Genomic DNA, 13,243 nt, shown 5'->3' on the forward strand with positions numbered 1-13,243 from the left:
TCGCTGTGGGCGGGGGGGGGGGGGGGGGCGGGGGCGGGGCGGGGGGGGGGGGCGCGCCCCCGCGGGGGGGGGCCCCGGGGGGGGGGGGGGGGGGCGGGGGGGGGGCGCCCCCCCCCCCCACCCCGGGAGTCGCCCCGCCCCTTCCCGCAACCCTCCGGGGGGAGAGTCCGTCGGGTGCGGGCCGTGCGTGGCTGGTCGCGCAGTTCCCCGCGCCCCTCCAGGTGGACCGGAGTTGTCGCTCGGCCCCGCCGCGGCGGGCCCCGCGAAGGGGCGTGGGCTACAGCCAGCCCGCGAATTCCAGGAGGAGTTCCGCTTCGCGGTGGCGGCCCGCCGCCCCCGCCCGCAGGCCCGACTCGACCGCGCGGAACAGCGTCCAGCCGTGCAGCCGCTCCGGGTCCACGTCGAGCGAGTCGGCGAGCTTCCTGACGCGGCGGCGGGCCGAGGACGCCCCGCTCGGCGCCGCGATCAGGTCCTCCACCCGGTCGCGCACCAACCGCGCCAGGTCATAGGCGCGTTCACCCACCAACGGTTCCGGACCCACCGTCAGCCACGGCGCGCGCTCGCCCGAAAGCACCTTGCTCTGGCGGAAGTTGCCGTGCAGCAGCATCAACTCGCCTGCGGACGCGGCGAGTTCGTCGCGCGCCACGAGCGCGGCCGACACCAGCGGGGCGAGTTCACCGTCGCGCGCGGCCCGCATCGGCACGCTCTGGCGCTCGGTGCGCTCGGCCACCGTCTCGAAACCGTGGCCGCCCGGCGGCTCGACCCACAGGCGCCGTACCGTCCCGGCCGCTTCGAGGAGCGCCTTCGCCTCGGGCAGCGAGCGCAGCGACACCTCGGGGTGCAGCCGCTCCAGGAGCAGCGCGTCGTCCGGCGCCCCCTCCTCCATCAACTGGGCCGCGCCCCAGCCGTTCCAGTGCGCCAGCGCGGCGCGCTCCAGGTCGGGCCGGGCGAAGGGAGGGGCGACCTTGAGGGCGGCCGGGGCGCCGTCCGCACGGCGTACGAGGGCGACCAGGCTGGAACGTCCGCCGGGCGCCTGCACCCGGTCGACGGCGAGCCCGCGCCGGGCGGCCGACTCCTCGGCCAGCTCCGGCAGCCGGCCGAGCCAGGGCCCGGCCAGCGCGTCCCCGTACGTCTCGCCGAGCGCGCGGACCAGCCGCTCAGGCGGTTCGAAAGCCATGCGTGTAATGCCCCTTGCTCAGGTCTAGCCGGTGGAACTCAGGTACTGGCCGGTGGTACCGGTGCGCTCGGGCGTTCCGCGAGCCCAGGAAAGGCTACGCTGCCGCCCCGCCAGCGCACGGCCCGCACCGCCGCCTCCCGCAGGGCGGCGGCGGCCTCCTGGCGCAGCGGCCCTTCGGCGGACCTGACCAGGTCGGAGTACACAGCGGCGACCCGGTCCTCCAGGTCCGCGGCGAGCCGCAGCGCGGCGCCCGCGTCCGGCACCGCGAACGGCAGCGCGTAGGCGGCGGCCGCCGCCACCGGCGATCCGCCCAGGTCACGCACCGTACGGGCCAGCAGGTCGCGGCGGGAGCGGTGCCCGGTGAGGGCGTCGCGGGCCTCGGCCGCGCGGACGTCCGAGAGCCGGCCGCCGAGCACCCCGTACCCGTACACCGCCGCGTGCTCGGCGGCGAGCGCGGCCTGTGCCGCGTCCAGGGGCTGTGCCATCAGGCACCCCCGCCGAGGAGGTAGGCGTGCCCCGCGCCGGAGGCGGCCACCGAGGCGAGCAGTCTGGCCAGCTCCGGCGGGGCCGCCGCCACGGCCGCCAACTGGGCGTCGGAGGTGCGGCGTTCGGCGTCCGCGAGCTGCTTGAGCGCGTCGTCGGCGTCCGCCGGAACCGTGGATACCCCGGGCGCCCGGGTGGCCGTCGGGTTCGGGCCGGCCGCCGGGGCGGACGCGAGGGCGGTGCCGTGCTGGGCGGCCTGGTCGCGCAGCGGCGCGAGACGGTCGCGCAGCGCCGGGTGCATCGCGAGGACCGCGTCGTACTGGCCGACCAGGGCCCGGCTCGCCGCCGAGGTCCGCTCGCGCAGCGCCGCCTCCGCCCGCTTCGCCGCCTCGCGCTCCGCCGCCGCGGAGTCGCGTCCGCCGCCCGCGTCCGAGCAGCCGGCCAGCAGGCCGGCGGCCGCCGCTCCCGTCACGGCCAGCACACGCCTTCGCGTGGTCCCCGGGTGCCCCACGTGTCTCTCCCCTGTGTGCCGGTCCGCCGGTGACCGAGTGATCACCGCAGGCGAGCGTACCCGCGGGCCCCGGGCCGTGGACGGCAACACCCTCCCGGACCGGATACCCTTTGATCTGAACGGCGGCGGTCGACACGACGGCCGCCGTACGCGACGACGACCCCCCACAACAGCAGACGCGGCCGAGGAGTCACCCGGATGAGCACGACCCAGAGCGACAGGCTGCGCGGTCTTCTTGAACCGCTCGTCAGCGCGAAGGATCTGGACCTCGAGGAGATCGAGGTGTCCCGGGCGGGCCGCCGGCGCGTGCTGCGGATCGTGGTCGACTCCGACGAGGGCGTGGAGCTGGACACCTGTGCCGAGCTGAGCCGGGCCGTCTCCGAGCTGCTCGACGAGAGCGACGCGATGGGCGAGGACGAGTACGTACTCGAAGTGACGTCCCCCGGCGCCGAGCGCCCGCTCACCGAGCCGCGCCACTACCTGCGGGCCACCGGCCGGCTCGCCCGGCTCCAGCTGCACGACGGCGGCGAAGTGGTCGCTCGGATCCTCAAGGCCGACGAAGAAGGCATCGACACCGAGATCCCGGGTGTGAAGGGGCGCAAGCCCACCGCCCGCAGGATCGCCTTCGCCGAGATCGCCAAGGCGCGGGTCGAGATCGAGTTCAGCCGCAAGGACGGAAAGAACGAGATCGCGGAAGACAGCAGGGACGACATCCTGAACGACATTCAGAACGAAGAGGAGGCGTAGCCGTGGACATCGACATGAGTGCCCTGCGGGGTCTGGTCCGGGAGAAGGAGATCTCCTTCGACCTGCTGGTCGAGGCGATCGAGTCGGCGCTCCTCATCGCCTACCACCGCACCGAGGGCAGCTTCCGGCGTGCGCGAGTGAAGCTCGACCGTGAGAACGGTCATGTCACGGTGTGGGCGAAGGAAGACCCGGCCGACCTCGAAGAGGGCCAGGAGGCCAAGGAGTTCGACGACACCCCGTCGGACTTCGGCCGGATCGCGGCGAGCACCGCCAAGCAGGTCATCCTGCAGCGGCTGCGCGACGCCGAGGACGACATCACCTTCGGCGAGTTCGCCGGCCGTGAGGGCGACGTCATCACCGGCGTCGTCCAGCAGGGCAAGGACCCGAAGAACGTCCTGGTCGACATCGGCAAGATGGAGGCCATGCTGCCGGTGCAGGAGCAGGTGCCGGGCGAGGAGTACACGCACGGTCTGCGCCTTCGTACGTACGTCGTACGGGTGGCCAAGGGCGTGCGCGGCCCGTCGGTGACGCTGTCGCGCACCCACCCCAACCTGGTCAAGAAGCTGTTCGCGCTCGAGGTGCCGGAGATCGCCGACGGTTCGGTGGAGATCTCGGCGATCGCCCGCGAGGCCGGCCACCGCACGAAGATCGCGGTGCGCTCCACGCGCAGCGGCCTCAACGCCAAGGGCGCCTGCATCGGCCCGATGGGCGGCCGGGTCCGCAACGTCATGGCCGAGCTGCACGGCGAGAAGATCGACATCGTCGACTGGTCGGACGACCCGGCCGAGATGGTGGCCAACGCGCTGTCCCCGGCCCGGGTCTCCAAGGTCGAGGTCGTGGACCTCGCGGCCCGCTCCGCCCGGGTGACCGTGCCGGACTACCAGCTCTCCCTCGCCATCGGCAAGGAGGGCCAGAACGCCCGGCTCGCCGCCCGCCTCACCGGCTGGCGCATCGACATCCGCCCGGACACCGAGCAGCCCGACCAGGACTGACGGGAATAAGAAGTGGCCCTGCCCCCGTTCAGCGGGGCAGGGTGAGCTTTTCTGGACAACAACCGTTCGATTTTTGCCCCAAAGGGGTGAGGTCGGTGCGGGGAGGTAGACTTAAACGTGTCTGGCCGGACGCACGCCCGCGCCTGCCCTGAGCGAACCTGCGTGGGATGCCGGGAGCGAGCGGCCAAGAGCGATCTGCTGCGCATCGTGGCGGTCGAGGGTGCTTGCGCCCCTGATCCTCGCGGTACGCTGCCCGGCCGGGGTGCGTATGTACACCCCGCCTCGGTCTGTCTCGACCAGGCGGTCCGCCGCCGGGCGTTCTCCAGGGCCTTGCGGTCCAGGGAAGCGCTCGACACCGCGGACGTGCGGAAGTACGTCGAGCAGGCAGCAACGTAAGAAGAAGTACGGCACGGAATCCCGTGCGGTCAGGTACCTCGCGAGTTGGAAGTAGGTCGAGATTGCGATGAGCACTCGATGAGTACGCGATGAGTACGCCCATGAAGTAGCGACGGTCCGGCGGTAACCCGGACCTAAAAGGAGCGAAGTGGCTAAGGTCCGGGTATACGAACTCGCCAAGGAGTTCGGGGTTGAGAGCAAGGTCGTCATGGCCAAGCTCCAAGAACTCGGTGAATTCGTCCGTTCGGCGTCCTCGACGATCGAGGCGCCGGTTGTACGCAAGTTGACTGACGCACTGCAGGGGCCCGGCGGCAACGCCGGCAAGTCCGCTGCCAAGCCCGGCGCGCCCCGCAAGGCCGCGCCCTCGAAGCCCGCAGCGCCCTCCCCGGCCGCCGCGGCACGTCCCGCTGCCCCGAAGCCCGGCGCTCCGGCCCCCAAGCCGGCTCCCGCCGCGCCTGCGGCCCCGGCCGCCCCCGCGGCCCCGGCGAGCAGCACCCCCTCTCCGGCTTCTCCGGCTCCGGCCGCCTCGGGCCCCCGCCCGGGTCCGAAGCCCGCCCCGGCCAAGCCGGCCCCGGTCACCCCGGTGCCCGCCGCCGAGTTCTCGGCTCCGGCTCCGGCCCAGCCCGCGGCGCCCCAGCAGGCCCCGCGTCCCGCCGGTGCCACCCCCGGCCCGCGTCCCGCCCGTCCGGCCCCGGCCGGTCAGCGTGACGGTGGCCAGCGCGACGGCGGCCAGCGCGACGGTGGCCGTGGCGGCGACCGTCCGGCCCGCCCCGCGGGCCAGGGTGCTCCCCGTCCGGGCGGTGCCCGTCCGGCCGGTCCGCGCCCCGGCAACAACCCCTTCACCTCGGGTGGCTCCACCGGAATGGCGCGCCCGCAGGCGCCCCGTCCCGGCGGCGGCGCACCCCGGCCGGCCGGTGGCCACGGCGGTGCCGGTGCCCCCGGTGGTGCCCCGCGTCCGCAGGGCGGCCCCGGCGGCGCTCCGCGTCCGCAGGGTCAGGGCGGCGCCCGTCCGAGCCCGGGCGGCATGCCCCGTCCGCAGGGCGGCGCACGTCCCGGCCCCGGTGGACCCGGTGGTGCTCCCGGCGGTAACCGTCCCAACCCCGGCATGATGCCGCAGCGTCCCGCTGCGAGCCCGCGTCCCGGTGGCGGCCCCGGTGGCCGTGGTCCCGGCGGCCCCGGTGGCCGTCCGGGCGGCGGTGCCGGTCGTCCCGGTGGCGGCGGCGGCTTCGCCGGCCGTCCGGCCGGTCCCGGTGGCGGCGGTCGTCCCGGTGGCGGCGGCGGCTTCGGCGGCCCCCGTCCGGGTGGCGGCGCTCCCGGTGGTGGCGGCGGCTTCGGCGGTCGTCCCGGCTTCCAGGGCCGTCCCGGCGGCCCCGGTGCCCGTGGTGGCACGCAGGGTGCCTTCGGCCGTCCCGGCGGGCCCGCCCGTCGTGGCCGCAAGTCGAAGCGTCAGAGGCGCCAGGAGTACGAGGCCATGCAGGCCCCGTCGGTGGGCGGCGTCATGCTGCCTCGCGGCAACGGACAGTCCGTCCGCCTGTCGCGCGGTGCCTCGCTGACCGACTTCGCCGAGAAGATCGGCGCCAACCCGGCGTCGCTCGTCGGCGTGATGATGAACCTCGGCGAGATGGTCACCGCCACGCAGTCGGTCTCCGACGAGACGCTGAAGCTGCTCGCGGACGAGATGAACTTCATTCTCGAGATCGTCAGCCCCGAGGAGGAGGACCGCGAGCTGCTCGAGTCCTTCGACATCGAGTTCGGTGAGGACGAGGGTGGCGAGGAGCTCCTCGTCGCGCGTCCGCCGGTCGTGACCGTCATGGGTCACGTCGACCACGGTAAGACCCGCCTTCTGGACGCGATCCGCAAGACGAACGTCGTCGCGGGCGAGGCCGGTGGCATCACGCAGCACATCGGTGCGTACCAGGTCGCCACCGAGGTCAACGGTGAGGACCGCAAGATCACCTTCATCGACACCCCGGGTCACGAGGCGTTCACCGCCATGCGTGCCCGTGGTGCGAAGTCCACCGACATCGCGATCCTCGTGGTGGCGGCGAACGACGGTGTGATGCCCCAGACGATCGAGGCGCTGAACCACGCCAAGGCGGCCGACGTGCCGATCGTGGTCGCGGTCAACAAGATCGACGTCGAGGGCGCGGACCCGACCAAGGTGCGCGGTCAGCTCACCGAGTTCGGTCTGGTGGCCGAGGAGTACGGCGGCGACACGATGTTCGTCGACATCTCCGCCAAGCAGGGCCTCAACATCGAGTCCCTCCTGGAGGCCGTCGTCCTCACCGCCGACGCCTCGCTCGACCTGCGGGCCAACCCGGAGCAGGACGCGCAGGGTATTGCGATCGAGTCCCACCTGGACAAGGGCCGCGGCGCCGTCGCGACCGTCCTGGTCCAGCGAGGCACCCTGCGGGTCGGCGACACCATGGTGGTCGGCGACGCGTACGGCCGAGTCCGCGCGATGCTCGACGACAAGGGCGAGAACGTGGAAGAGGCGGGTCCCTCGACCCCGGTCCTCGTCCTCGGTCTCACCAACGTCCCGGGCGCCGGCGACAACTTCCTGGTCGTCGACGAGGACCGTACGGCCCGTCAGATCGCCGAGAAGCGTGCCGCCCGTGAGCGCAACGTCCGCTTCGCCCGCAAGGGTGTGCGGTTCTCCCTGGAGAACCTGGACGAGGCCCTCAAGGCCGGTCTGGTGCAGGAACTCAACCTCATCATCAAGGGCGACGCGTCCGGTTCGGTGGAGGCTCTCGAGTCCTCGCTGCTCCAGCTCGACGTCGGCGACGAGGTCGACATCCGCGTCCTGCACCGCGGTGTGGGTGCGGTCACCGAGTCGGACATCAACCTGGCGACCGGCTCCGACGCCATCGTCATCGGCTTCAACGTCCGCGCCGCGGGCCGCGCGGCCCAGATGGCGGACCGCGAAGGCGTCGACGTCCGGTACTACTCGGTCATCTACCAGGCGATCGAAGAGATCGAAGCGGCCCTCAAGGGCATGCTCAAGCCGGAGTACGAAGAGGTCGAGCTCGGCACGGCGGAGATCCGCGAGATCTTCCGCTCGTCCAAGCTGGGCAACATCGCCGGTGTCCTGGTCCGGTCGGGCGAGGTCAAGCGCAACACCAAGGCGCGCCTGCTGCGCGATGGCAAGGTCATCGCGGAGAACCTCAACATCTCCGGTCTGCGCCGCTTCAAGGACGACGTCACCGAGATCCGCGAAGGCTTCGAGGGCGGTATCAACCTCGGAAACTTCAACGACATCAAGATCGACGACGTCATCGCGACGTACGAGATGCGCGAGAAGCCGCGCGGCTAGTCCGTGCAGCCGATCCGTACCCCTGGAGGCGCGGCCTCCTGAGGAACGCGAAGTCGGGGCCGATCGGCGGGAAGATTATTTCCGTCGATCGGCCCCGGCCGTTCCGGTACGGTTCTAGATGTCCCCGCCAAGACTTTGGCGGGGTCCTCCAGCCCGTACCGGCGGGACATCCGGACATACATGTATGTGGGGACACTGTCCTTCGATCTGCTCCTCGGCGACGTACGGTCGCTGAAGGAGAAACGCTCCGTCGTCCGGCCGATCGTGGCCGAGCTCCAACGCAAGTTCGCGGTGAGCGCGGCCGAGGTCGGCGACCAGGATCTGCACCGCAGGGCCGAGATCGGCCTCGCGGTGGTGTCCGGGGACACGGGGCACCTCACAGACGTACTCGACCGGTGCGAGCGGCTCGTCGCCGGCCGGCCCGAGGTGGAGCTGCTCTCGGTGAGACGCAGGCTCCACAGCGACGAAGACTGAAACACTGAGCAAGGCTTGAGAAGGAGAAGGACCAGTGGCCGACAACGCGCGGGCGAAGAAGCTGGCGGACCTCATCCGGGAGGTGGTGGCCGAGAAGCTGCTGCGTGGCGTCAAGGACCCGCGCCTCGGAACGCACGTCACCATCACGGACACCCGGGTCACCGGCGACCTGCGGGAGGCCACGGTCTTCTACACGGTGTACGGGGACGACGAGGACCGGGCCGCCGCCGCGGCCGGCCTGGAGAGCGCCAAGGGCATCCTGCGCTCCGCGGTCGGCTCCGCCGCCGGCACCAAGTTCACGCCCACCCTGACGTTCATCGCGGACGCGCTCCCCGAGAACGCCAAGACCATCGAGGACCTCCTCGACAAGGCACGGGCCTCCGACGCCGCGGTGCGCGAGGTGTCCTCGGGCGCCCAGTTCGCCGGTGACGCCGACCCGTACAAGAAGCCCGGCGACGAGGACGACGCCTCCGCATGAGCACCGCAGCAAAGACGCCCGACGGCCTTGTCATTGTCGACAAGCCGTCGGGCTTCACTTCGCACGACGTCGTGGCCAAGATGCGTGGCATCGCGAAAACCCGCCGGGTGGGCCACGCCGGGACCCTCGACCCGATGGCGACCGGTGTGCTCGTCCTGGGCGTCGAGCGGGCCACCAAGCTCCTGGGCCACCTCGCCCTGACCGAGAAGGAGTACCTCGGTACGATCCGGCTCGGCCAGGACACCGTGACCGACGACGCCGAGGGCGAGATCACCTCGTCCACCGACGCCTCCAAGGTGACCCGCGAGGGCATCGACGCCGGCGTCGCCGAGCTGACCGGCGCCATCATGCAGGTGCCGTCCAAGGTCTCCGCGATCAAGATCGACGGCAAGCGGTCCTACGCGCGGGTGCGCGGCGGCGAGGAGTTCGAGATCCCGGCCCGCCCGGTGACCGTGTCCTCCTTCCGCGTCTACGACGTCCGCGAGGCCGTCGCCGAGGACGGCACCCCCGTCGTCGACCTGGTCGTGTCCGTCGTCTGCTCCTCGGGCACCTACATCCGCGCGCTCGCCCGCGACCTCGGGGCGTCGCTCGGCGTCGGCGGCCACCTCACCGCGCTGCGCCGCACCCGCGTCGGCCCCTACGGCCTGGACGCGGCCCGCACCCTGGACCAGCTCCAGGAGTCGCTCACCGTGATGCCGGTGGCGACGGCCGCGGCCGCCGCCTTCGCCCGCTGGGACGTCGACGCGCGGCGCGGCTCGCTGCTGCTCAACGGCGTACGCCTGGACATGCCGGACGAGTACGAGACCGGGAAGCCGGTCGGGGTGTTCGGGCCCGAGGGCACGTTCCTCGCGCTCGTCGAGAGCCAGAAGGGCAAGGCCAAGAGCCTCGCCGTGTTCGGCTGAGCCGCCCACCGTGGAGCGGGCGGGACGGCCCGCTCCACGATCCCCCTCGCAAGGGGTCTATCCGCGCCGCCCCGGCGATTCACCCCTACGGGCAGGCGCTCGGAGTGAACCGCGGGAGCGCAGGGGGGCGCTTTCCCCCGATCTTCTTCTCGGGCGGATCACCCCAGAACTACCGTTTCGGACATGGGACGCGGGGCTGGCGGCGAGGGCGCGGAGACGCTCGTACGGATCTGTGACCTGGCCGGAAGGACCCGGGGAACGGGCTTCGTCGCCGACGACCGGGGGACCGTCGTCACCAGTCACGAGGCCGTCGACGGGCTGAGCAGGGTCGTGCTGCACGCCCCCGGTGAACGCACCTGGCTCGCCGAGGCCGACGACCTGACCCCCCTGCCCGAGACGGGCCTCGCCCTGGTCCGCACCGACGGGCTCGGGGTGCGGCCGCTGCCGGTCTCCTCGCGCACCGGGATCGAAACGGGCAGCTATGTGCGGGTCGCCGCCCACGGCTGGCGCGAGGCCCGGGTGCTCGGCACCTCGGCCGTCACCTACACCGCCACCGACCGCTTCCATCTCCTGGGCGGCGTACTGGAGTTGGCGATCGGCACGGCCGGCAGCGAGGCCATGCGGCTCGGCGGCGAGGCCAGCGGGGGACCCGTCGTCGACCTCGTCACCGGCGCCGTCCTCGGCGTCGTCGGCACCGCACTGCACGCCGCCCACCAGGCGTCCGGCTTCGCGATGCCGCTGCGCGCCGAACAGGGCCCGCTCGCCGACCTGTTGCGCCGCAACGCCGCCACCGTGCCCGCCTACGGCGCCGACCTCAACCTGGCGGGCGCCCTCCAGCTCACCGCCACCTCCGTGGGCTCCGCCGGCGGCCCCGGCCCGCGCCCGGATCCTGTCGAACGGCGCGCCACGCTCAAGGAATTCGCCGCCTTCGCCACCGGCGATGCCCTCGTGCTCGGGCTCGTCGGAGACCCCGGCACCGGCCGCACCACCGAACTCGCGGCCCTCGCCGCCCGCCGGGCCCACGGCGCCGAGCCCGCGCCCACGCTGTGGCTGCGCGGCGCCGACCTGCGTGCCGACGACGCCTCGGTCGCCGACGCCGTCGGCCGCGCCCTCGACCAGGCGGCCCGGATCGTCGCCGCGTCCGTGGCGCGCGGCGAGGAAGCGGCGGCCACCCCCGACCGCCTCGCCCGGCTCGCCCGCGAGGCCCGCCGGCCGCTGCTCGTCCTGCTCGACGGGCCCGAGGAGATGCCGCCCGTCCTCGCCCACCGCCTGGCCGAGTGGACCGCCGGGACGGTGGAGTGGCTCGGGGCGGCCGGGGTGCGCCTGGTCGTCGCCTGCCGGCCCGAGCACTGGGAGCAGGCCGGCGCCCACTACCCCGAACGCGCCCTGCACCCGGCCTCGCTGCCCCGCCTCCCGGACGGGGTGCGCGTCGGCGACCTCGGCCGCGCGGAGGCCGCCCGGGCCCGCGAGCGCTACGGCATCGCGGAGGGCGTGCTCGGCGACCGCGACGCCCGGCACCCGCTCACCCTGCGGCTGCTCGCCGAGGTGTGCGGCGCGCTGCCCGGCGAGATCGAGGGAGAGCCGGACCGCGAGGAGGTCTTCGCCGCGCACCTCGACCTGATGTGCCTGCGGATCGCGGTACGCGTCGCCGCCTCGGCCCGCCCGCCGGTGCGCGGCACCGCGGTCGCACGGCTCGCCGCCCGCGTCGGCGGACAGGTGCACGAGGCGGCCCGGCGCTGCCTCGGGCCCGGCCAGGGAGAGTTGGACCGGGAGTCGTTCGAGGAGATCTTCCCGTGGCGTACGGGATCGGCCGCCGCCGTGCTCACCGAGGGTCTGCTCGTGCCCGCCGGATCCGGCTACCGCTTCGCGCACGAGGAACTCGCCGACTGGGTGCAGGCCGCCCACCTCGACCTCGACGCCGCCCTCCACGCACTGGTGCACCGCTGGTACGACGGGAGCGACCCGGGGACCGTCGTACGGCTGCCCTCCCGGCCCGCACTCGGAGCCGGCGTGCCCGGCGGCCACGTACCGCCCCCGCCGGGTTCGGGAGCCGCCCCCGCCGAGCGCTCCCTGCCGGTGCCCCGGCACCGCATCGGGCCCGTACTGGAGGCCATGCTGCTGCTCGGCAGCCATCACGGATCAACTCAACTCGCCCTGAAACTCGCGGAGTTGGTGACAGCTCTCGACCGGCCACCGGCCGAGGGCGCGGACGGCGAACGGTTCGCGGACGCCCAGTGGTGGGCCGTCCACCTCCTCACCGAGACCCTGCTGCGCGTCCCCGACGTACGGCCCTACCAGGAAGTGCTGCGGCTGCTCGCCGACCGGATCAGCCACCGGTCCCTGCGCGCGGGCGGCCCGGCCGGGCTGGGCGCGCTCGGGGAGTTCGGGCCGTGGTTCTGGACGCGGCTGCGCCTCGGCGAGGACAGCAGGCTCGACCTCCTGCGCCGCCTGGTGCCCGCCGACGGGGTGCCCGGCGCCTCGCCCGGCTGGGAGCGCTATCTCGACGCGGCCGACCGGCGGCTCGCCGCCGAACCCCGCACCGTACAGCCGCTGCTGTGCCGCTGGTTCGGCGATGAGCGGGCGCTGCCGGTGGCGCCCGGCACCGAGGTGCGTCCCACCGTCGCGCGGGCGGCACAGGCGCTGCTGTACGCGCGCCGGGCGCTCGCCGTCGACGACCTCACCGAGGCCCTCGTGGCGACCGGCCACGTCCGCGCCGAGGAACTCCTCGCCCAGCTCGCCGAGGACGAGCCGTCCGCGCTGTGCCGGGCCGTGGACCGCTGGGCCCACGACGACCGGCCCGAGCGCCGCGCCGCGGCCGCCGTCTACGGGCCGCGCGTCGCCCTGGGCATCCGCACCCCCGCCGACCGCGACCTGCTGCGCTACGCGGCCCTCGCGCTGCTCGCCCGCCCCGAGGACACGCCCGTGCACGGGGCCGCGCTCGCCCTCCTGGTCCGCGACCCGAGCACCCGCGCCCGCTACCTCGACCGGGCGCTCGCCGCCTACACCGAAGGCGACCCCTCGCTGCCCGCCGGCGCCCTCGCCACCGCCCTCACCACCCACCCCGAACCCGTGCTCGCCGCCCTCCGCACCCGGCTCCAGCACGGCGGCGCGGGCTCGGCCGACGTCCTCGGCGCGCTCGCCGAGATCAACACCCCCGCCCTCGCCCGCCGCGCCGCGGCCCTCGTCCAGGAACACGTCGAGCGCCACCCCGAAGCGGCCGGACACACGGCGGCCTTCGTGGAGCGCCGGCTCGAATACGGCCCGGCGGCCCGCGCGGTGCTCTTCCCGATGGTGACCAGCCTGCTGCGCGGCCCCACCCACCCCGTCCGGCGCGCGCTCGCCCCCGTCCTCGCCGCCCCCGGCACCCGCGCCTCGCGCCCGCTGCGCGCCGAGCTGCTCGACGTCCTGCTCGAATACGAGCGCCGCGCCTCGCACGGCCCGGCCGTGGCCGACGCGCTGCTCGCGGCCGCGGCGCACGGCTCGGGGGAGCGGGCCGAGGCGCGGACCCGTGACCTCGTCCACCGCACCGCGCTCCTGTTCGTCCGTACGCCCGAAGGCGCGGCCCGTTTCGACCGGCTCCTGGTCGAGCTGTGCGAGGAGGTCCCGGGGTTCGCCGCGCAGGTCGCCGGATGGCTGGTCCAGGCACCGCACGAGTGGGCCGCCGTGGTCGGTCCGGGCGCCCGCCGCGCGGTGGAGACGCTGGGCAGTCCCATGCCGATGCGATCCCGGGCCGCCGGGCATGGCAGTCTTAGACCTGCATAACGCGTAAG

At 74.0% G+C, this 13,243-nt stretch carries 11 protein-coding genes; 8 read left to right on the forward strand and 3 right to left on the reverse strand.

Annotated features, from left to right (window positions below; genetic code table 11):
• Nucleotides 1-277: 277 nt before the first annotated feature.
• From ACFYZA_RS38190 to ACFYZA_RS38200, 3 genes are read right to left on the reverse strand one after another with little or no spacing between them, the layout of a single operon-like run.
• The gene (locus ACFYZA_RS38190) at nt 278-1,177 is read right to left on the reverse strand and encodes an aminoglycoside phosphotransferase family protein (protein WP_388494885.1); all 900 of its coding nucleotides are present in this window, start codon (nt 1,175-1,177) and stop codon (nt 278-280) included.
• A 38-nt stretch (nt 1,178-1,215) separates the two neighbouring features.
• On the reverse strand, nt 1,216-1,662 hold the full coding sequence (locus ACFYZA_RS38195; RefSeq protein ID WP_382598397.1) for a ferritin-like domain-containing protein: 447 nt from the start codon (nt 1,660-1,662) through the stop codon (nt 1,216-1,218).
• On the reverse strand, nt 1,662-2,132 hold the full coding sequence (locus tag ACFYZA_RS38200) for a hypothetical protein (RefSeq protein WP_388494886.1): 471 nt from the start codon (nt 2,130-2,132) through the stop codon (nt 1,662-1,664). Before ACFYZA_RS38200 ends, ACFYZA_RS38195 begins: the two co-directional genes overlap by 1 nt.
• Nucleotides 2,133-2,369: 237 nt before the next feature.
• On the opposite strand from ACFYZA_RS38200, the gene rimP reads away from it, so the two are divergent.
• The 8 genes from rimP to ACFYZA_RS38240 all read left to right on the forward strand — a co-directional run bounded on the left by rimP (nt 2,370) and on the right by ACFYZA_RS38240 (nt 13,235).
• The gene (gene rimP, locus ACFYZA_RS38205; RefSeq protein ID WP_382598401.1) at nt 2,370-2,918 is read left to right on the forward strand and encodes a ribosome maturation factor RimP; all 549 of its coding nucleotides are present in this window, start codon (nt 2,370-2,372) and stop codon (nt 2,916-2,918) included.
• A 2-nt stretch (nt 2,919-2,920) separates the two neighbouring features.
• On the forward strand, nt 2,921-3,910 hold the full coding sequence (gene nusA, locus ACFYZA_RS38210) for a transcription termination factor NusA (protein WP_167152895.1): 990 nt from the start codon (nt 2,921-2,923) through the stop codon (nt 3,908-3,910).
• 117 nt (nt 3,911-4,027) lie between these two features.
• Nucleotides 4,028-4,306: a YlxR family protein gene (locus tag ACFYZA_RS38215; protein WP_382598403.1), complete on the forward strand. Its 279-nt coding sequence runs from the start codon at nt 4,028-4,030 to the stop codon at nt 4,304-4,306.
• A 148-nt stretch (nt 4,307-4,454) separates the two neighbouring features.
• Nucleotides 4,455-7,619, forward strand: coding sequence for a translation initiation factor IF-2 (infB, locus tag ACFYZA_RS38220; protein WP_388494887.1), 3,165 nt, complete (start codon nt 4,455-4,457; stop codon nt 7,617-7,619).
• Between the two features lie 180 nt (nt 7,620-7,799).
• Nucleotides 7,800-8,093, forward strand: coding sequence for a DUF503 domain-containing protein (locus tag ACFYZA_RS38225; protein WP_100578008.1), 294 nt, complete (start codon nt 7,800-7,802; stop codon nt 8,091-8,093).
• Between the two features lie 34 nt (nt 8,094-8,127).
• Nucleotides 8,128-8,571 carry a 30S ribosome-binding factor RbfA gene (gene rbfA, locus ACFYZA_RS38230; RefSeq protein ID WP_100578009.1) on the forward strand — a complete coding sequence of 148 codons (444 nt, stop codon included), beginning with the start codon at nt 8,128-8,130 and terminating at the stop codon, nt 8,569-8,571.
• On the forward strand, nt 8,568-9,473 hold the full coding sequence (truB, locus tag ACFYZA_RS38235) for a tRNA pseudouridine(55) synthase TruB (RefSeq protein ID WP_382598407.1): 906 nt from the start codon (nt 8,568-8,570) through the stop codon (nt 9,471-9,473). Before rbfA ends, truB begins: the two co-directional genes overlap by 4 nt.
• Nucleotides 9,474-9,656: 183 nt before the next feature.
• The gene (locus ACFYZA_RS38240; RefSeq protein WP_388494888.1) at nt 9,657-13,235 is read left to right on the forward strand and encodes a trypsin-like peptidase domain-containing protein; all 3,579 of its coding nucleotides are present in this window, start codon (nt 9,657-9,659) and stop codon (nt 13,233-13,235) included.
• Nucleotides 13,236-13,243: the final 8 nt, after the last annotated feature.

This window comes from Streptomyces sp. NPDC001828 (assembly GCF_042892175.1).
Taxonomy (GTDB): domain Bacteria; phylum Actinomycetota; class Actinomycetes; order Streptomycetales; family Streptomycetaceae; genus Streptomyces.